At 71.0% G+C, this 18765-nt stretch carries 17 protein-coding genes; 8 read left to right on the top strand and 9 right to left on the bottom strand.

Going from position 1 to position 18765, the window contains the following annotated elements:
- Positions 1–3: 3 nt before the first annotated feature.
- The 4 genes from ACZ7DY_RS34510 to ACZ7DY_RS34495 form a co-directional block, all read right to left on the bottom strand.
- Complete coding sequence (locus ACZ7DY_RS34510; protein ID WP_471142677.1) at positions 4–1182, bottom strand: serine hydrolase domain-containing protein; 1179 nt, start codon at positions 1180–1182, stop codon at positions 4–6.
- Positions 1183–1395: 213 nt separating this feature from the next.
- Positions 1396–1626 (bottom strand): hypothetical protein, encoded by a 231-nt coding sequence (locus ACZ7DY_RS34505; RefSeq protein WP_471142675.1) that lies wholly within the window; start codon positions 1624–1626, stop codon positions 1396–1398.
- Between the two features lie 339 nt (positions 1627–1965).
- Positions 1966–2298: a hypothetical protein gene (locus ACZ7DY_RS34500; RefSeq protein ID WP_471142672.1), complete on the bottom strand. Its 333-nt coding sequence runs from the start codon at positions 2296–2298 to the stop codon at positions 1966–1968.
- 376 nt (positions 2299–2674) lie between these two features.
- The gene (locus tag ACZ7DY_RS34495) at positions 2675–4105 is read right to left on the bottom strand and encodes a vanadium-dependent haloperoxidase (protein WP_471142670.1); all 1431 of its coding nucleotides are present in this window, start codon (positions 4103–4105) and stop codon (positions 2675–2677) included.
- A gap of 345 nt (positions 4106–4450) precedes the next feature.
- Between ACZ7DY_RS34495 and ACZ7DY_RS34490 the strand changes: the two genes are divergently transcribed.
- The 4 genes from ACZ7DY_RS34490 to ACZ7DY_RS34475 all read left to right on the top strand — a co-directional run bounded on the left by ACZ7DY_RS34490 (position 4451) and on the right by ACZ7DY_RS34475 (position 8452).
- Positions 4451–5581, top strand: a complete 1131-nt coding sequence (locus ACZ7DY_RS34490; RefSeq protein ID WP_471142669.1) for a hypothetical protein — start codon at positions 4451–4453, stop codon at positions 5579–5581.
- A gap of 184 nt (positions 5582–5765) precedes the next feature.
- On the top strand, positions 5766–6581 hold the full coding sequence (locus tag ACZ7DY_RS34485; RefSeq protein WP_471142666.1) for an SAM-dependent methyltransferase: 816 nt from the start codon (positions 5766–5768) through the stop codon (positions 6579–6581).
- A 141-nt stretch (positions 6582–6722) separates the two neighbouring features.
- Positions 6723–7964, top strand: coding sequence for a hypothetical protein (locus ACZ7DY_RS34480; RefSeq protein ID WP_471142664.1), 1242 nt, complete (start codon positions 6723–6725; stop codon positions 7962–7964).
- Positions 7961–8452, top strand: coding sequence for a hypothetical protein (locus ACZ7DY_RS34475; RefSeq protein WP_471142663.1), 492 nt, complete (start codon positions 7961–7963; stop codon positions 8450–8452). Before ACZ7DY_RS34480 ends, ACZ7DY_RS34475 begins: the two co-directional genes overlap by 4 nt.
- A 55-nt stretch (positions 8453–8507) precedes the next feature.
- On the opposite strand, the gene ACZ7DY_RS34470 is transcribed toward ACZ7DY_RS34475, so the two are convergent.
- Positions 8508–9566 (bottom strand): hypothetical protein, encoded by a 1059-nt coding sequence (locus ACZ7DY_RS34470; RefSeq protein ID WP_471142661.1) that lies wholly within the window; start codon positions 9564–9566, stop codon positions 8508–8510.
- 344 nt (positions 9567–9910) lie between these two features.
- On the opposite strand from ACZ7DY_RS34470, the gene ACZ7DY_RS34465 reads away from it, so the two are divergent.
- The gene (locus ACZ7DY_RS34465) at positions 9911–10651 is read left to right on the top strand and encodes an alpha/beta hydrolase (protein WP_471142659.1); all 741 of its coding nucleotides are present in this window, start codon (positions 9911–9913) and stop codon (positions 10649–10651) included.
- 85 nt (positions 10652–10736) lie between these two features.
- On the opposite strand, the gene ACZ7DY_RS34460 is transcribed toward ACZ7DY_RS34465, so the two are convergent.
- Positions 10737–11219: a nitroreductase family deazaflavin-dependent oxidoreductase gene (locus tag ACZ7DY_RS34460; protein WP_471142656.1), complete on the bottom strand. Its 483-nt coding sequence runs from the start codon at positions 11217–11219 to the stop codon at positions 10737–10739.
- Positions 11220–11326: 107 nt separating this feature from the next.
- The gene (locus ACZ7DY_RS34455) at positions 11327–11698 is read right to left on the bottom strand and encodes a VOC family protein (RefSeq protein ID WP_471142653.1); all 372 of its coding nucleotides are present in this window, start codon (positions 11696–11698) and stop codon (positions 11327–11329) included.
- Between the two features lie 82 nt (positions 11699–11780).
- Here ACZ7DY_RS34455 and ACZ7DY_RS34450 point away from each other — a divergent pair, with 82 nt between their 5' ends.
- On the top strand, positions 11781–12242 hold the full coding sequence (locus ACZ7DY_RS34450) for a MarR family winged helix-turn-helix transcriptional regulator (RefSeq protein ID WP_471142650.1): 462 nt from the start codon (positions 11781–11783) through the stop codon (positions 12240–12242).
- A gap of 169 nt (positions 12243–12411) precedes the next feature.
- Positions 12412–13563 carry a serine hydrolase domain-containing protein gene (locus ACZ7DY_RS34445; protein WP_471142988.1) on the top strand — a complete coding sequence of 384 codons (1152 nt, stop codon included), beginning with the start codon at positions 12412–12414 and terminating at the stop codon, positions 13561–13563.
- 59 nt (positions 13564–13622) lie between these two features.
- On the opposite strand, the gene ACZ7DY_RS34440 is transcribed toward ACZ7DY_RS34445, so the two are convergent.
- Together ACZ7DY_RS34440 and ACZ7DY_RS34435 are read right to left on the bottom strand one after the other, a co-directional pair.
- On the bottom strand, positions 13623–14528 hold the full coding sequence (locus tag ACZ7DY_RS34440) for an aminoglycoside phosphotransferase family protein (protein ID WP_471142648.1): 906 nt from the start codon (positions 14526–14528) through the stop codon (positions 13623–13625).
- A gap of 182 nt (positions 14529–14710) precedes the next feature.
- Positions 14711–15562: a class I SAM-dependent methyltransferase gene (locus ACZ7DY_RS34435; RefSeq protein ID WP_471142646.1), complete on the bottom strand. Its 852-nt coding sequence runs from the start codon at positions 15560–15562 to the stop codon at positions 14711–14713.
- Between the two features lie 144 nt (positions 15563–15706).
- Here ACZ7DY_RS34435 and ACZ7DY_RS34430 point away from each other — a divergent pair, with 144 nt between their 5' ends.
- A complete protein-coding gene (locus ACZ7DY_RS34430) occupies positions 15707–18625 on the top strand; it encodes an AfsR/SARP family transcriptional regulator (protein WP_471142644.1) in 2919 nt (972 codons plus the stop codon).
- Positions 18626–18765 lie beyond the last annotated feature (140 nt).

Below are 18765 nucleotides of genomic sequence, written 5' to 3'. Positions count from 1 at the left end.
GGGCTATTTGCGCAGCAGCGCGCAGACGAAGTTCTCCTCCACTGTCCGGAGCCGGTCGAGCAGTTCGGGCTTGTTCGTCTTGTTGATCTGGGTGGTGAGGGAGACGGTCAGTGACCGGCTGCCGTCCGGGGTGGCCGCGACCAGCTGCGTGTAGCCGGGGAAGTTGCCGGTGTGGCCGTACACCACGCCGCAGCGCGTGGCGTACCGGAAGAGGGCCAGGCCTGCCTTGTTCCGTCCGGGGCCCGCGGGCTCGGATGCTCCCTTCACCCAGTGCCGTTGCTGACGGCGGGTCCGGTCGGAGAGCGACTTTCCGCTCGCGTGGCCGCGGATGAAGGCCGTCATGTCCTTGGGTGTCGAGATGATGCCGCCCGATGCCCAGACACCTGACGCGCTCAGCACCTCGCTGACGTCCTCGGGCGGGTTCGAGGGAGTCACGTCGTAGCCGTGCATGTACGGCTCGGGCACGCGGTAGCCCTGCGGCAGACTCGTGCTGCGCAGACCCCACGGGCGGTACACGAGCCGGGCGAGCAGATCCTCGTAACGGCGGTGTGTGACCGCCTCCGCCATCAGCGCCACAGCGATGTTGTCGGAGTTGGAGTAGCGATACCGGGTGCCCGGGCGGAACATCAACGGCTCCTCTGCCACGAAGTCAAGGAGACGGCGGGAGTCGAAGCGGCGGCGCGGGTTCTCCGTAAGGAGGGCGAGGAACCGAGGGTCCGTGCTGAAGTCGGGCAGGCCGCTGGTGTGGTGCAGGAGCTGACGCAGCGTGACCCGATGCCAGGCGCGCGGCAGCCGGGGAAGCACTTTGCCGATGGTGTCGTTCAGGCGCAGCTTCCCCTGGCCGACGAGCCGGAGGGAGACCGCCCCGCTGAACGCCTTCGCCGTACTGGCGACGCGCATGTGGTCGGTCGCCCTGATCGGGCGGCCGGTTTCGGTGTCGGCGACGCCGGCCCGGTAGATCTCGGCTTCGGCGCGAGGGTCGCGCTTGAGGACGGCGATGGCTCCGGGCGGCCCGCCGGGGGCCGTGGTCAGTTCGTGCAACTGCCGTCGCAGTGCGCGGGGGTCGTCGGCGGGGGCCTCCGCCGCGCGGACCGGGGCTTGCATCAGCCCGGCCATACAGGCGGCGGTCAGCAGGGTGACAAGGGGCAGGCGGAGCTGGTGGGGGCAGGTGGGGACCGGCACGGGAGGACTCCTGGAGGGTGAACGGGGTGGGACGCCCAGCTTCACCTGCCGGCCAGGAATCGGCGCGCGACTCTGCTCCAACCGGCTCAGGGGGGCGCGCGGGCGAGTACCGGGCCGTGTACCGCGCAGAACTTCTCGTCCCTGATGCCGGAGCACGCCTGTGGTGGGGAGACCTGGCCGGGAGCTGGGCCACCTGCAGGGTGCCGGCCGGTGTCAACCGGAGGCGTCGCGACGGCTGCTGCGGAGGAGAGGACACACCGGAACTGCTGGATGGTGCATCAGCAACACGAGCGGGGCGAGCGGGGCGAGCTGGGCGAGCTGGGCGAGGCCACCGCCCACGAAGTAGAGGCTGAACTCGCTGCACCATCGGTTACGGCGACGCGGCGCGACGGTGCCCGCGGTCAGCGCGGCGACCGCCGTCAGTGGCAGAGCCTGTCCCGGCACGCGGAAGACATCCGCGAGAGATCTCGCGGGAGAGACCGGCGACCGCCTCGGCTGTCCTGTTGCCCATGATGTACGCCGCTCCTGGTGTGGTGTACGTCGTCGTCGAACGGGCGGTCATTCGCCCCGCATCAGGACGACGGTGCCGAGGGGGTCGGCTCCCAATGGGACGAAGGGTGTCTCCAGCAGGCCGACGTTATCCAGGAGGTCGCTGATGCCGCCAGGTTCGACGGGGGCGGTCACCAAGGACGGTGCCGAGAGTTCGTGGTCAAGGTGGGCCGGGCGGGGCCGGCTCGGTTACCACCATCCGGCCGGATGCCGCCCGCGGCCGGGCCCAAGCCCTCACGCGTCCTCGACCTCCAGCGTCTTCGCCCGGTCCCACCCGCGCGCGTTCAGCCGCTCGCGCAGGCGAAGTTCGCTGGGTGCGCGTACGAGCAGGCGCTGGGGAGGGTTCAGGTATCCGGCGAAGGCGACCAGTGTTTCCAGGGCGCTGTTGGAGAGGTAGCGGACTCCGGTGAGTTCGAGGACGATCTGCTCTGTCTGTGAGCTCTGCTGTGTCAGGGCGAGGGCCAGCGGTCCGCGGTGCGTGCCGAGGACCTCGCCGCACAGACGCACGCCTTTGCTGTCGGGCGAGGGCAAAATGAGCAGGAGTTCGTCCGCGAAGTAGCTGTGCATGGCCAGTCCTGGAGTGCCGGCGCACCGCTCACAGGACGCCGTGGCAGGGAACGCCACGTGAGGCGTTTCGGTGGGGCGCTGCTGGGACGGGGCGCAGGGGCCCACCGGAGACAGCCGTTGGCGAAGGGGGCCCCGACCTGGGCCCGAGAGACCACCGAACGGCTCGTGCTGCGCTGACAGCCCGAGCCGAACACGGACTGTCAGTCAGCGTACTGCTACACGCCGTCCTTTGATAGAGCGAGAGCCGAGCCGGCCAGCCAGCCAGCCAGTACGTGCGCTGGTAAGCCCCCCCCCCGACTCTCCCATCAAGTCAGCGCGAGCCCGTGCGCCGGCAGCCGGTCGTCTCAGTGACCGGCTGCCGGGCCCGAGCGCTGCGTCAGAGTTTGCGCAGCTTGGTCGTGTAGACGTGATTGGCGATCTTGTCACCGAGGGTGAGTCCGTCCTCGGCGTCCCAGGGGAAGTGGACGCCCAGCCAGACCCGGCTCTGGGCGTCCTCCTTGGCGGCCTGGCTGAAGCTGGTGAACGAGCGGGACTTGACCGGCGACTGAGGTTCGTCGGTGGTCATGGTGAAGGCGATGTCGTCGCTGCCGAAGTAGCGCTTCATCACCCCCGCCCAGGAGGCGCCGAAGGTGGCATGGCCGGAGGCCCACGCCGGGAAGCAGGGCGTGACGTTCACCCCGGCCCGTGTCTTGAGCAGGGGCTTCCAGTCGGGGTCGAGACCGCCGTCGCGGATGGCGGAGACCGGCCGCCACAGGTCGATCGGGGTCAGGTACTTCACGTCCCGCACCGCGATGCCCGCGTCCGCCAGCGCGATCGAGACGAGGGCGAAGAGACGGGCGTTCTCGTACGTGGTGAGTTTGCGCTGCGTCGCGATCTCCCGGGTGGCCTGCAGCAGTTGGCCCGGCGGCTTGTACGTGCCGTCCTCGTCGTTCGCCCAGAACCAGGCCGCCGCCTCCTGCGCCGGAGTGCGGTTGACGTCGGGGGTCGCGGCGGTCGGCTTGTCGGCCCCGGCCTTGCGCGCCGCGTCGACCTGAGGCTTGTACTCGTCGCTGGCCAGCAGCTTCTCGTACGTCCCGTACAGGCCGGGAGTGGGCGGCCGGAACTGCGAGCCCGACGTCATGGCGAAGGGTTTGACCTGGCCCCAGAACGGGGTCACGGCCTGGCTGGCCTGGGTACAGCTCGGGTCGACCATGTCGGGGTAGCTGGTGGGCCGCCAGGCGCCGGGCTTGTTGTCCGCGACGTACACCTGGTCATTGTCGGACCCGTCGCCGTCGCGGGCGTCCCGCATCTGCTTGACCATCGGTCCGACGACCGTGGTGTCGAGCAGGTCGAAGCCGGTCGGCTCGGTGCCGAAGCGCTGCCGGAACCGGGCGTCCAGGTAGTTGGTCTGCCCCGGGTAGAGGCCTAGCAGGATGTTGTACGCCGTGCGTCCGACGACCCGCTCTTCCTCGTCTGGTCCCTCGACCCAGCCCGAGTATTTCGTGGCGCGGATGTACGGCTCGGAAGTGATCTTGCCCTTCCACTTGAGCTGGTACGAGGATTCCGCGTCGTAGATGGCGGCGTTCAGCATCGCGGCGGATCTGGCCATCGGGCCTGGGCCGCCGCTCTCTCTTCGGATGACCTCCATGAGCACGTCGTTCCAGTAGTGCACCGGGTCGGCGATGGTCTGCGGCGGAAGCGCCGCGTGGGCGGGCTGCGGCACCGCGGTCAGCGCCGTGCTCGCGGCGGTCAGGACCACCGCGGCCGCCAAGGCGCGGCGCCAGCGCGCCGTTCGCCTGCCGTCGGTGGTCCGGGTGTTCATGGTCATGCGTACCCCCCTGATCACAATCCTGATCGAGCGAGCTACCAGCGGTAACGGCGAGATCCTCGCCGCCGCACGCAACCGGCAGAAACCGCTTCCGGCGGAATGACCGGCCCCGGCCAGATGCTTGGCCGAAACCCGGCCACGGCAGGTCGGCGACAGTCCGCTGAGCGGCCACCTGTGTCCGACATGCCCCCGTCTGGGATCCGTCATCGAGGCAGGATGGGGACCACGTTCCGCTGGAGGATGATGGCGAGCATGGTCGTGGGTGTGCAGCGGGTGTTGACGTTCCCGAAGGAGGCGACGGCTCGCCAAGTCGCCCGGGAACTGGCGGATGAGGGATGCCGATCGGTGGTGGTCCGGAAACCCGGCGGCGAGGGCCGGGGATGGGACGTCGTCTCCTCAGCTAGCTATCCCGTGCCCGAGGACGACCCCGAGTTGCTGAGGCCGCTTCTTCGGCAGGAGAGGCGCCGTCTCGCGGCGCTGGCCCGGAGCCGGGGCGGAGCACTGCTCACCTACGTGTCGTACGCCTCGCACATGTCGTACGCGTCGTACGCGCGGGATGGCGTGCCCGCCTCCGCCGCCGACGACCTGGTCCACGAGGACGCCGCGAGCCTCATGGCGCTGCCCGTCCCCCTTCCGGTCGGGCCGGCGCAGCCCGACAAGGCACCGGCGTGGGAAGGGCTGCACTTCGGCGATCCGCTGACGGAGATTGCCGAGGCAGTGGCCGTCGCGCGCCGGATGTACGGCACTTCTGCCGCGCCGCCCCCGGCCCTGGCGCACCTCACGGATGACGACCAGGTCCAGGAACTTGTCGAGGAATTCGTCGAGAAGTCCGATGAGGGTCTCGATGGGCCCGACGGCACCCGGCTGTTCCTCGCGGACCTCGTGACCACGGCCCTCCACCTGCCGGCCCAGGAGGACGGCATGGCGTCGATCGTCCCGTTCGTCGCCGAACTGGCCCGATCCCGGGCCCTGTCGCCGGCCGCACGCGCGAGTCTGCTGCTCCTGCTCCTCGGTCTCGCCGCCGAGCCCGACACCACCGCTGCCGGCACCGCCGACCTGGCCGCCATGCGCGGGGACCATGTCACCGTCGCCCCTTTCACTCCGGGGAGAGATGCGGTCGTCGCCCAGCTCCCGGACCTCCTCCAGCAGTGGGATCTGGAGACCGATGCCGCACGCTGTGTGCTCGCCGCGCTGGCCGTCTTCTGCCCCGCGCGGACTACCGAGTTCGTACGTCCCCGGCTGCCGGGCATCCCCGCCCCGCCGGGCACCGGCCGTGCCGACCTCCTGGCTCTGGCGGACGCGCTCCTTGCCGAGGAACCGGCCGCACTCCATGCGGCGCTTCACCGGATGGCGGCCTGGGACGAAGACCTCGCGGAGCAGCTCGACAGCCCCGGCGTTCCCCTGCCGCTGACCGCCCGCGCCGCGTTGGCCGCAGCGGTCGCACGCGAGTTGCCCGCGGCCCTGCACCTGCCCTGACGGCACCGGCATCCCCCTCATACGTCTCCCCCGGCAAGCGTTTCGCCCCGATTCGTGCGCAGCGCGGCCCCATACACGAGCACCCGTGATCCAAGACCCCGCAATCGCCGTACGTCATACGGTCCGGAGTAGTTAAGGTGACTTCGCGCCAGGGCCGCACGGAGGTGCGCGTGGAGAGGGGTAGATGGTGAGTGGGAGACAGCACCCGTCGGATGTGTCGGGCAGGCTGAACACGGGGATCGCACACAACGCACGGGTGTGGAACTACTGGATCGGCGGGAAGGACAACTACGAGGTCGACCAGCAGGTCGGTGACCAGGTCGCCTCGATGTTCCCGGTGATCCGGGACGTCGCCCGCGCCGACCGCGAATTCCTCGGCCGCGCGGTCGGGACCCTGACCGCCGAGTGCGGAGTACGGCAGTTCCTGGACATCGGCACCGGACTGCCGACCCTGGACAACACCCACGAGATCGCCCAGCGGATCGCTCCCGAGTCCCGCATCGTCTACGTCGACAACGATCCCATCGTGCTCGTCCACGCCCGCAGCCTCCTGGTCGGCACCACGCAGGGAGCCACCGACTACATCGACGCCGACGTGCACGACCCGGACAGCGTGATCGAGGGTGCTTCGGAGACCCTCGACTTCGAGCGGCCCGTCGCGGTCATGATGCTGGGCATCCTCAACTTCATCCTCGACACGGAACGAGCTCTGGACATCGTGCGCCGCATCATGGCCGCGGTGCCCTCCGGCAGCTATCTCGCCGTGACCCACCCGACCACCGACACCGACCTCGGTGGTGAGGGCAACATCGAGGCCATGAAGTTCTGGAACGAGAACGCCACGCCGCCGATCACCGCCCGGAGCCGCGCGGAGATCAGCGCCTTCTTTGACGGACTGGACCTGCTCTCCCCCGGCCTCGTGTCGTGCTCGCACTGGCTCGCCGCATCGGAATCCGCGCCCGTACTCCCCCAGTTCGGAGCGGTGGCCGTCAAACCCTGAGCACCGCTCCGTCGTGACCTCCGCGTCGGATTCCGCGGGACGCACTCGCAGTTCTCTCGCGGAATCCGGCCCAACGGCGTGACAATGAAGGGTGTCGGCGGGCCGGCCCTGGGTCCGGTCGCGGCACGGCGGAGGGGGACGATGAACGGTAACGAGACGCTCGGGGACGAGTTCTACGCCGCGCTGCGTGATGTCGTGAGCCCTGATGAGGCGTTCCTGCTCCTGAGCGGGCTCGGTCTCCCCGATGAGCTGCTTCCCGTCCCGTCGGCCTTGCAGTCGCCCCGCTTGTGGTGGCAGCGAGCGCGGCGGTTCATCGAAGGTCTCGCGGAGCGGGAGGACGTGGAACTCGCCTTGGTGCGAGCGGTCGCGCGGCGGTATCCCCACCACGGTGTATTCGGGGCGGCCTTGAGCGCCCTGGAACACGAGGCGGCCGAGCGGTACGAAGGGGCCGGGCCGCGGCACGCATCCACGGACGACCCTCTGGTGACGCTTCCGACGCTGACCCTCACCTCGGACACCGAAGCCCCTGAGCAAGCTTTCCTGGAGGCCGTCCATCGGGAGGACCCCGAGGCACGACTGAACTACATCTTCGCCGCTGCGGATTCCTCGTACACCCAGATCTCGTTCACCTTGACGGAGCGGATGGCCGACTCCGCCATCGAGCGGATCATGGGGACACTCGGCGCACGGGGTCTGAGCGGCGTTGCCGTCCTTCAGCAGGACTGGCGTCACCGCCCCCGATTACTGGAACGTCTCCGCGTGACCGGTCCGGACCGAGTCCCGTACGAGATACGAGGAGTGCCGTCCACGACGGGCGTGAGAGAAATCGCCGAGCTGGTCCTGCGGTCCGGCTCCCACTGGGCCGGGGATCGCCTGCTCCCCGTGGTCGTCATCGACCGCATCGACCGGCGCCAGGGCCCGGTACGACTCGACCCTGAAGCGGCTCTCTACGAGGCGGGGGTCCGAGAGGGTGATGAAATCAGCATCGCCACCGCGTCACGTGCGGGCGGCGGCGAACAGGTGCTGAGCGATCTCCGGCGGCCGGCGGTACAGGATCGCGAGTACGTCGGTCTCGGAAGCGGGCCGGGGGTCGCCGCGGCCTTCCGCCGTGAGTCCAAGCGCCGGCGGAGCCCGCAGCAGGACATGGGAGAGCACCCGCCCAGCGTGTCGGAGGACACGCACCGCTACTTCCAACGCCAATCCCAGGCCCTCCTTCGCATGGCGCAGGACGAGCGGACACCGGCAGCCGTGGAGGGACTCCTCTCCGGGCTGACCGACCTCTTCCTCGCCCTCGGCCCTCCACCGAGTGCCGCGCCGGAACCTGTTCTTCAGCCGCAGGGCAGTGACGGAGACGCCCACCGCGGAGACGGAGGCGCCCCGTGAGCGACCCGGATGGCGCGGAACGGCAGGTGAACGCACTGGACTTGGCGAGTCAGTGGGCGACTCTTCCTCCCGAGCATCTCCGCCTCGCCCTGAAGGCACTCGAACCCCAGCTCGTACGAGATCACGAACTCAGGCTCCGCAAGACGATGGCGGAGGAGCGGCTCCAGATCGCCCGGGCCGAGAGCTTGGCGCGCGAAGCAGCCGATCGCCGTGCTCACATCCGCTACATGTCGGGCCTCGCGGCCGGCCTGGTGATCGCCCTCGCCATGTTGACCGGTGCCGTATACGTCGGGCTGGAGGGGCAGGTGTGGCTCGCGGTCGCGCTGTCCGGCCCCAGCGTGCTCGCTCTGGCCAAGCTCTTCGTGCTCCACCGCTCCGATCCGGGTGATCTGCGGCAGATGGGCCGGTCGGTCTCACAGGCCCTCGCCGTGGCACCGCCCGCCGACCCCGCCGCACCGACTTCCCGGACCGGCGGCCCCGCCGTTTAGGGCGCGCCCAGGACACGCCTGGGACACGTCTTCACGACAGGGCCGTGATCATGCGTCAGGACGTCTTCCAGGTGAGGGGCTCGGCGCCCTTGGCGGTGGGCGTGAAGGTCACCGTGACGGGCTTGTCGCCCTTGTCGACGAGGTAGACACCGCACTGCCGGACGCTCTTGCCGGCCTGGACCATGCCGTCGGGGACGGAGGACTCGCACCCCTCGGGGCCGTTGCTGCCGATGGCGATCAGGGTCATCTTCCGCACGGTCTGGCCGGCTTCGGTGCGCAGGACCACGGCCTCGTCCATGCCCGGGTACAGCTTCTTCGTCCCGTCGTTGCGGTACTCGAGGGTGACGAAGTACGGGTCGGCCTTCTTCTGCTCCTCGCCGAGGTCGTAGCCGGCGAGTGCGTCGGGGCCGGCCTTGCGCACGCTCTTCGGCGTGACGGTGAGCGGGAAGTCCTTGTCGTACGAGTCCCTCCACGTCGTCTTGGCGCGCCGGTCGGCGGGCAGGACGCCGCTGTCCCCGCTGTCGCCGCCCTCGACCTTCCAGGTCCGGGTGCCGGAGTCGTCCTGGTAGGAGACGGTGGAGGGCTTGGCGCCCTTGGGGAGCATGACGACCTGGCACGCGGTGGCGGTCTGGCCCGCCGACAGCTCGCCCGGCGCCTTCGTACCGTTGCACTGCTCCAGAGGGCCCGTGCCCGGTGAGGCCAGCGGGTTGCTGTTGTAGAACGCCATGCTCCGGCCGCGCGTGCCGTCGGCGAGCGAGAGGGCGAAGCGGTCGGCGGCCTGGCCCCCATCGGCGCCGGGGGCACCGGTGTTGGTGACGGACACCGTCAGGTAGTACGGCACCATGCCCTTCACGTCGCCGTCGAGGCGGACGTTCGCGACGTCCGCGGTGGTGCCACGCTTGAGGGAGGTGGGCGCGACCTTCAGGTCGAACGCCTCCTTGCTGCTGTCGGTGTACTTCACCTGACGCGTGGCGGTGTCGAGCTTCAGCGGCGTGGCGGCGGACGCGGATCTGTCCGTCTTCGGCTTGTCGCCGCTCTTGTCACTGCTGGTGGTGTCCGAATCTCCGCAGCCGGCCAGCAGCAGGGCGATGATCCCCGCTCCGGCGATGGACATGATCCGGCGTTCGGCGCGCTGCACTGCGACCCCCGTGGTTCCTGTGATTCCTGGCAACTCTCGTTGCGTCAGGTCATTCTCGCAGCGGCCAGCACCGGGATCACACTCACCCGGGCCCCCTCGCCGTCTCGCCGCCCTCGCCGTCTCCGACACCCGGTCATGGACCCCGCGAAAACCATTTGGGGGACCACGGCGACCGCTGCTACGTTCCCGGAGGCCGTGCGAGAGATCGAGGAGGTGGTACCCGTGGACACAGTTTCGACGTGGGTGCTCTCCTCCGGAGTCACGGTCGGGCGGTAGGTCGTCCGGGAGCGCCGTCCAGTGCACTCCCGAAAGGCACGACCATGCGTTTCACTTCTGAGCGGCGTCTCGACGACGGGGTCGTCGAGCGCGCATTCACCCTCGGCGAGATCCCCGGCATCCTGTGGACGCCGGCATCCGCATCCGCGTCCGCACCGGTGCCGCTGATCCTGCTCGGCCACCCCACGCTCGGACTGGGCACGATGTATCCCCGACTGGTGGGACGGGCCCGGCACGCGGCGGCCGACGGTTTCGCCTCGGCCACCATCGAGCTCCCGGGCTGCGGCGACCGGCCCCGCTGGGACGCCGCCGAGCAGGCCCGCGCCGACCTGCGCCGCGCCATGGAGGCCGGTGGACCGCTCGACGACGAGATCGTCGACGCCGTCGTCCTCCCGCTCGTCGACAAGTCGGTCCCGGAATGGCGGTCCGCGCTGGATGCCCTCCTGTCGCTGCCCGAGGTCGGCGGTCCTGTCGGGTACTCGGGTGGGGTGATCTCCATCGGCGTACGCCTGGCGGTGGCCGAGCCGCGCATCGTGGCCGCCACCCTGTTCGCCGGGAGCCTCGTGCCGCGCGCCACGTTCGAGGAGGCCCGCCGGGTCACCATCCCGCTCCACGTCCTGTTGCAGTGGGACGACGAAGGCAACGACCGTCAGGCGGCCCTGGATCTGTTCGACGCCTTCGGCTCCGAGGAGAAGACCCTGCACGCCAACATGGGCGGGCACCGGGGTGTCCCGCGGTTCGCGGGGGACGCCGCGGCTCAGTTCTTCACCCGCCACCTGAAGTGACGCCGGGCAGGCGAAGGGCCGCCGGTCGGCGGTAGCCCGCAGAGGAAGGCAGGCACGCAGACAGGTAGAGAGAGGTCCGAAAGACTCAGGAGTCCGCCCGGGCCGGGTTCGTCCCCGGCCCGGGCGGCTGCTCCGGTTCGAGTACGAAGACCGGGATCACGCGGCGGGCCTTCTCCTTGTACTCGGCGTACGGCGGGTACGCGGCGACCGCGCGCCGCCACCACTGGTCCTTCTCGTCCCCGGTGACCTCACGGGCCACCATGCTCCGGCGCTCGGCGCCGTCCTGGAGTTCCACCTGCGGGTTGGCCTTGAGGTTGAAGTACCAGACGGGGTGGCGCGGGAAGCCGCCCTTCGAGGCCACCGCCGCGTACCGGCCCTCGTGCTCCACGCGCATCAGTGGAACCTTGCGGATCCTGCCGCTCTTCGCGCCGCGCATCGTGACGATGACGACCGGCAGGCCCGTGTCCCAGAGCGTGTTGCCCCGGGCGCCACCCGAACTCTCGTACAGCTCGACCTGTTCACGTACCCACTGCGCCGGACTCGGGTCGTACTCGCCCTCAAGAGGCACCGCATTCACCCCTGTTGTCGCGGACGGACTGTGTCGGGCCAGTCCAGCACAAGCCTCACGTGAAGGGGAGAGCCTCGTTCCCGCGATGCGGAGCACGAGCCCGCGCATCAGCCTCCGTGCGCCGTCAGCACGTAACCCTCCGGGCCCTCGAAGGAGAACTTCGGGCCGAAAGGGCTGTCCGTCACGGGTTCGACGATCTTGACTCCGGCGGCGACCAACTGGTCGTGGAGGCGACGTGCGTCCGAGGTCGGGAACCAGAGCACCACCCCGAGGCCCGGGCGTGAGGTCTCGGAGAGGTCGACTCCGGGGAGGAGCGCGCGGATGGCGAACGCCGTCGGCTTCGTGTCGAACACGACGGCGTGCGGGGGCGAGACGGCAGCTCGTCGCAGACCCAGGTGCTGCTCGCAGAAGGCCGCCGCGGCTTCCACGTCGTGGACCTGCAGGGCGACGAAGTCGGGACCGTCGATGGCAACAGACATGGGGGCTTCCCTCGCTCTGGATGTCAGTACTTTGACATGTGAGAGATTAGGGCGCCGCTCTTCCCCATGTCAAAATGTTGACATGGAGAAGAGCGCAGAGACGGGGCCGGTCCGGCCCGCGGACGACGTCACCCACCACGTGGGGTACCTGCTCAAACGCGCCCAGGCCGCCCTGCGCGGCGCGATGGACAAGGCGCTGCGGGAGCACGGGCTGACCGTGCCGCAGTACGCGACCCTCGAACTCCTCGCCCAGCAACCCGGCATGTCGAACGCCGAGCTCGCCCGCGCCACGTTCGTCACCCGGCAGTCCGCGAACGTCGTCCTCCGCGGCTTGCAGGAAGCAGGCCTGATCGCCCGCCCCACCACCGTCGATCACGGCCGCGCCCGGCCCGCCCGCCTCACCGAGGAGGGCCGGAGCCGTCTCGCCGCGGTCCAGGCCGCCGTGTACGCCGTCGAAGAGCGCATGGTCGAGGCGGTCCCGCCGCAGCGCCTCTCGGCGCTCCTCACCGACCTGGAGCACATGGCGGCGGCTCTGGAGGACTGAACCCCTCAGGGTGACCTGCGGGATGGGGTCAGCCCCCGTATCGGCCGGGTGTCAGCAGGATGGGCGGCCGGTGTGGCGGCCCGGCACGCTGAGGAGGGAACAGCGCAGGCCAAAGGAGCAGGAGCAACCGGTGAAGGCACGTGTTCGGACCGCCGCACTGTGGGCGGGTGTGTGTGCGGTGGCGATATCAGCCGTATCAGGGGTATCAGGGGTGGGTCCGGCAACTGCCGCTGGGCGAACGGCGGCCCCACGGCCCGCTCCCCCTGCCCTTCGGGAGGCCGTCGAGCAGACAGTCGCGGACGGCTTTCCGGGGGTCGTGGTGTACGCCAGGCACGGGGAGCGGGAGTCACGGCTGGCGGCCGGGCTCGCGGACACGGCGAGCGGCGAAGGGGCCCGGCCTGACCAGCGCTTCCGGATCGCCAGCAACACCAAGGCCTTTGTGTCGACCGTCCTTCTCCAGCTGGAAGGCGAAGGGCGGCTCTCGCTCGACGACAGCGTGGAGAAATGGCTGCCCGGCGTGGTCCGGGGAAACGGAAACGTCGGAAGCGCCATCACGATCCGGCAATTGCTCAACCACACCTCGGGCATCTACGACCCCACCAATGAACCGGAGTTCTTCGCCCCGTACCTGGAGCGCCACGACTGGGGTTACGTCTACACCCCCCGCGAGGTGATCGCCCGCGCCGTCCGACACGAGCCGGACTTCGCGCCCGGCAGCGGCTGGAAGTACTCGAACACCAATTACCTCCTCGCCGGTCTGGTGATCGAGGCGGTCACCCACCGCAGCGCGCCCTCCGAGATCCATCGGCGGATCCTCGCCCCGCTCGGTCTGCGGCACACTTCCTTCCCGCTGACCGACCCCGCCATTCACGGTCCTCATCTGCACGGTTACGACCTCGCGGGGCGTGACGTGACCCGGTTCAGCCCGTCGTACGACTGGACCGCAGGCGCCATGATCTCCACCGTCGACGACCTGGCCCGTTTCCACCGGGCCCTGTTCGGCGGCACGTTGCTGCGCCCCGCGCAGCAGCGCGAACTCCTGACCACGGTGCGGTTCCCCGACGCACCGGCGTACGGACTCGGCGTGCAGCGCATGGACGTGCGGTGCGGCACGGGACGGGAGACCGAGCCGATCGGTGTCTGGGAGACCGACGGCAGCGGGCCCGGCTTCACCAGCGTCTCCTTCACCACCACCGACGGTGGGCGACAGCTGGTCCTCGTCGGCAATGTCTACGACCTCGGCGCGGAACTGAAGGACGAGCCGCCCATGCCGGTCAGCGCGGGGATGAGGAAGGTGCAGATGGCAGCGCTGTGCGACTGACGTCACCTCTTGGTGGTGTCGTGCCTTGGTGGTGTCGTGTCTTGGTGGTGGCGCCGTTGTCAGCCGGTGAGGGCCTGGGTGATCTGCCTCGTGGTCTGCGCGGCGACCCGGGGGTTGACGGCGGCGTACGTCGTGTAGGCGTTGAGGCCGGTCGCCAGGGCCCAGCCCCGTCCGCGCAGCCAGGTGGCGTCGTCCACACCGAGGGCATCGCGGAACGCGGTGCGGCTGTCCGGCGTCATCAGGGTGAAGGCGATCATCAGGTCGCGGGCCGGGTCGCCGATGCCGAGTTCGCCGAAGTCGATGACCGCGCTGAGGTGACCGTCGACGGTCAGCAGGTTGCCGGTGTGGAAGTCGCCGTGGAACCAGACCGGCGGGCGGTCCCATGCGGGAGCGTTCAGCGCCGCCTCCCACAAGTCGGTCATCGCCCTGACGTCGAACATCCCGTCGACTTCGGTGATGGCGAGCCGCGTCGCACGGTCCCGGTCGGACAGCGGCCGGCCGGTGAGGCCTTCCCCGGCCCTCTCGTCGGAGAGGTCCTCGGGGGTGGCGGGGAACCGCTGCAAGGCCGACAGGAACCCGGCCAGCTCCACGGCGGCCTCAGCCGAGTCGGCCAGCGCCTCGACGGTCGCCGTCTCACCCACGAGCCAGCGGGACACCGCCCACGGCCACGGGTAGCCGAAGGCGGGTTCCCCCACCGCCACCGGCGCGGGGATCGCGAGGGGAAGGTGCGGGGCGAGCCGGGGCAGCCAGGTCGACTCCTTGCCGGCCTGCCCGACGGCGTCGCCGTGCCGGGGCAGCCGGACGGACAGCTCGTCGCCCAGCCGGTAGATCACGTGGTCGGAACCGGCCGGGTCGAGCAGCTTCAAGGGGAGCCCCGACCAGTGCGGGAACTGCGTGTCGACCAGACGTCTCACCAGTGCGTCATCGATCCGGGTACCGGTGTCCGCGATGCGCGCGGTCGTCACGAGTGGCTCCTGTGGTCGGTCTGGTGTTTACGGCGGTCGGACGGGAGCCATCACAGCGGTTCGCGGCACTGCCTGTCGACCAGATTTCCCGCTTCGCGGGAGGGAGATCCCCAGACGCACCGATCCGCGGACGCCCCGGTCCGCGGACGCGCCGATCCGCGGACGCGCCGGTCCACGAGCGATCAGTCCCTCGTAACGCCGTTCCGCCAGACGAAGACCTCCGTGCTCGGCACCCGTTCGGAGAAGCGGCCGGACGGGGAGGTCTCGTGCAGCAGTTCGCGCAGCTCTGCCTCGAAGCGGGCTCTGCGGGGTCCGAAGAGGTGCGGGGCCGAGCTCGACAGGGAGAAGACGGCCGCGACGACGTCGTCGGCGGAGCGTTCCAGCACCTGCCCTCCGGGGACCACATGGCGCTGCCGGCCGGTGAAACCCGCCCGCGCGTAGACCGCTGCCTCGCCGCCCGCCGTGCCCTGCGGCAGTACGCCCCGGCCGGCGCGGCGCACCGGGCCCAGGTACCGCCGGATCAGCTCTCGCATCGCCGCCTGGGGCGGCGCGGGATGCGGGAGTTCTGCGGCGGGAAGGGACTCCTCCGTCTTGAGGTCCGAGATGTGCAGCAGAGCCCCGCCCGGGCTGAGCATGTCCTTGATGGTCGCCGCCACCAGATCGCGGTCCATCCAGTGGAAGGACTGGGCGAAGACCGCGACAGTGAACGTGCCGAGTCCCGTGGGCAGGTCCTCCGCCCGCGCCCGCACCCACCGCGCGCGTTCGGCCACGCCCCGCTCGACGGCCGCACGGCGGGCCTCCGCGATCATCTCGCCGTCGGGGTCCACACCCACCACTTCACGGAACAGGTGGGCCAGGCTCAGCGCGAGAGTTCCCGGGCCGCAGCCCACGTCGATGAGCCGTCCCCGCCCGTCCAGGTGCAGGGCCTCGGCGAGTACGTCCGCCAGCCCGGGCGCGTAAGGCAGCCTGCCGCGCGTGTAGTAGGGCGCGGCCCCCGCGAACAACGTGTCGTCCCACTCCCAGTCGGCCGCCATGTCCGCTCGCCGTCCCTCTCTCCCTCGTCCTGCGGGGCGTCCGGCCTGCCCTGCCCCCGGGACCCTGGTCACCGCCAGACCGTACTCGGTCACACCGTCCCCCTCCGGTAATCTGGATCTTTTCCCGCAGGAGGAGTTGCATCAGTGGAGTTCCGGCTGCTTGGAGCGGTGTCCGTCGCCACTGAGGTGGGTGTGCTGCCGCTCGGCCCCGCCAAGCGGCGCAGCCTGCTCGCCGCCCTGCTGCTCAGGCCCAACCACCCGGTCACCGTCGACCAGTTGACCGGCGCGCTCTGGGACGACGAGCCTCCGGCGCGGGCCCGCGGCGTCATCCAGGGCCATGTGTCGCAGCTGCGGGTCCTGCTCAACAGCGCGGAAGCCGAGATGTTCGGCGTCGAACTCATCACCCAGGGCACGGCGTACGTCCTGCGCATGCCGGAATCACTGCTCGACGCCCACCGCTTCGAGGAGCTGGTGACGCTGGCCCGCAGTCAGCGCACCCCCTCCGACGCCGTGGCGATGTATCTGGAGGCGCTCTCCCTGTGGCAGGGACCCGCGCTGACCGGGGCCCATCCGAGTCAGCCCCTCCAGGCGGCGGCGCAGGCCCTCGAAGAGCTCCGCCTCGCCTCCGTGGAGTCGCTGGCCACCGCGTACTCACGGATGGGCGAGCATGCCCGGGCCGCGGCGGTGCTGCGCGCGGAGGCCAGCGTTCACCCGCTGCGCGAATCGCTGTCCGCAGCCCTCATACGTGAGCTCCAGCGGGCCGGGCGGCGCTCGGAGGCGCTCGACTGGTTCCACCGCACGCGGCGGCTGCTCGCGGACGAGCTGGGCGTCGACCCGGGCCGGGAGCTCGCCGACGCGTACACGGTCGTGCTGCGCGGGGAGTACGACGGGGGTGACGCGGCGGAGGGGCGCGGTTCGGCTACCACCTCGGGGACGGGACCGGGCACGGGATCGCTCTCCGGCTCAGCTGCACCGGCGCGCTCCGCCTCCCCCTCCCCGTCGACGTCGGCTCCGCGGTCGGCTTCAGCCGCTCCTACGGCCTCGGCAAGCCCCACCCCCGCCCCGCTTCCCGCCACTCTCCCCTCCCCCGCTCCCGTCGCCGCCGCCGCTCCCCCGCCGGTGCACGGGCTGCCCGCCTCACCCCCGCCCGGCATGATCGACCTCCTGCCGCGCATGCCGCGCGGCTTCCACGGGCGGGCCGGGGAACTCACCGCACTGTCCCGGGCCGCCGCCGGTGAGGCGCCCGTCTGTCTGGTCACCGGGCCCGCGGGCGTCGGCAAGACCGCCCTCGTGACGCACTGGGCCCACCGCAACCGCGACCAGTTCCCCGGCGGACTCCTCTACGCCGACCTCCGCGGGTTCAGCGACACGGGCGAGCCGACCCTCCTAGAGGTGCTCAGGGAGTTCCTGCTGGCGCTCGGGGTGGCCCCGCGCCGGATCCCGGAGTCGGGCAGTGCCGCGTCCGCGCTGTTCCGCTCGCTGTGCGCCGAGCGCCAGCTTCTCGTCGTACTCGACAACGCGCGCGCGTCCGAGCAGGTCAGAGAGTTGCTGCCGGGCGGCGCGCAGTGCGTCACCGTGGTCACGAGCCGGTACCGGCTGCGCGGCCTCATCGCGTCCGACGCCGCGCGGCCCGTACCCCTGGACGTACTCGAACCGGAGGACAGCACCGCCCTGCTCGCCGCGGTGCTCGGCAAGGAGCGTGTCCTCGCCGAGGAAGTGGCCGCCCGGCGGCTCGCCTCGCTCTGCGGTGGGCTGCCGCTCGCGCTGCGCGTGGCCGCCGCGCGCCTCGCGGACCAGCCCGACTGGTCCCTGAGCTCCATGAATGCCGAACTGTCCGACGAGTCACGCCGGTTGAGCCTCCTGGACGTGGAGGACACAGGCGTCCGGGCGGCGCTGCGACTGACGGTTCGGCGACTGCCCGAAGGCGCCGCGCGGCACTTCGCGCACCTCGGCCGGCATCCGGGCACGCACGTCGACCGGTACACCGCCGCGGCCCTCGCCGGCACCGCGGCGGAGGCCGCCGAGGCCGCGCTGGACAAGCTGGCGGCGGCACACCTGGTGATCCGGACCGGGCCGGACCGCTGGACGCTGCACGATCTCGTACGGCTGTACGCGCGCGGGCTGGACGCAGCGCCCGACACCCTGGTGCGGGGGCTCGACCACAGCGTCGCCACGGCGCTGGCCGCCGCGGACGCGGCCGAGCCCGGCGACGAGTCCTGCTTCGGCCTGCCCGCCGACTTCCATCAGCCGCAGGCGGTACGGGAGTTCACCGACCGCGAGCAGGCGATGGACTGGTACGCGGCCGAGCGCGACGATCTGGCGCTGGCCGCGGCCGCCGCACACGCGGCAGGACTGCACGCCAGGACGTGGCGGCTCGTGCTCGCGCAGTGGCCGCAGATCGTGTGGCGGGTGCGGGACGGCTGGACTCCCCTCCTGCAGACGGCACTTGAGGCGGCCCGCGCCGACGGTGACGCCCGCGCCGAGTCACGGGTGCTCGCCCTGCTCGGGTGGGTGCTGACGGAGGAGGGCCGTATCGGTGAGGCGCTTGTCCATCTGGAAGCCGCGCCCGTGCTTGCCGCCCGCGCCGGCGATCCGCGCGGTGAGGCGACGGCACTGATCAACCTCTCGCTGGCGCAGTCCGAGCTCGGCAGCCCCGAGGAGGCCGCCGAGGGGTGCGCGCTCGCGGCGGAGCTCGCGCACAGCGTGGGCGACCGCACCACCGAACGCCTCGCGCTCTACCACCTCGCCCGGCACCGCCTCGACGCGGGCGAGTGGCGGCCGGCCTTCGAGACGGCGGTCGCCGCGCTCGACCTCGACAGCCCGTCGGAGGCCTCCGCCGCGGCCCGGGTGCTGCTGCGCACGGTGATCGGGGAGGCACTGCTGGGCATGGGCGACGAGGCCGAGGGCATCCGCCGGCTCGAGGCCGCGGCGCGCGACGCGGAGTCGTGCGGCTACGACGACGGCGCGGTGCGTGCGCTCGGCGCGCTGCTGCGGGTGTCGTCGGACGCGGGGCTCCAGGCACGCCACGACATGGCGATGGTGCGGCTGATGGCGCGTACGTGAGGGCGGCCGGCCGGGCCCGTGTCTGCCGAGGTGCTGTGGCCCGTGCCCGTCGAGGTGCCGTCGGCCGTGTCTGCCGTGGTGCTCTGGCCGGTGCGCGCGGAGGTGCTTACGGCCCGTGCCGGCTGAGGTGACGTACGGCC

It is taken from the genome of Streptomyces sp. NPDC037013 (genome assembly GCF_055607265.1).
The sequence above is the reverse complement of the archived record's forward strand: the minus strand, read 5'-3'. Positions and strand labels throughout refer to the sequence as shown.

Excerpts from the sequence above, each read along its gene's own strand:
- ACZ7DY_RS34500 (WP_471142672.1), bottom strand. The coding sequence starts at position 2,298 with ATGCACAGCTACTTCGCGGACGAACTCCTGCTCATTTTGCCCTCGCCC.
- ACZ7DY_RS34495 (WP_471142670.1), bottom strand. The coding sequence starts at position 4,105 with ATGACCATGAACACCCGGACCACCGACGGCAGGCGAACGGCGCGCTGG.
- ACZ7DY_RS34485 (WP_471142666.1), top strand. The coding sequence starts at position 5,766 with ATGGTGAGTGGGAGACAGCACCCGTCGGATGTGTCGGGCAGGCTGAAC.
- ACZ7DY_RS34480 (WP_471142664.1), top strand. The coding sequence starts at position 6,723 with ATGAACGGTAACGAGACGCTCGGGGACGAGTTCTACGCCGCGCTGCGT.
- ACZ7DY_RS34470 (WP_471142661.1), bottom strand. The coding sequence starts at position 9,566 with ATGTCCATCGCCGGAGCGGGGATCATCGCCCTGCTGCTGGCCGGCTGC.
- ACZ7DY_RS34465 (WP_471142659.1), top strand. The coding sequence starts at position 9,911 with ATGCGTTTCACTTCTGAGCGGCGTCTCGACGACGGGGTCGTCGAGCGC.
- ACZ7DY_RS34455 (WP_471142653.1), bottom strand. The coding sequence starts at position 11,698 with ATGTCTGTTGCCATCGACGGTCCCGACTTCGTCGCCCTGCAGGTCCAC.
- ACZ7DY_RS34450 (WP_471142650.1), top strand. The coding sequence starts at position 11,781 with ATGGAGAAGAGCGCAGAGACGGGGCCGGTCCGGCCCGCGGACGACGTC.
- ACZ7DY_RS34435 (WP_471142646.1), bottom strand. The coding sequence starts at position 15,562 with ATGGCGGCCGACTGGGAGTGGGACGACACGTTGTTCGCGGGGGCCGCG.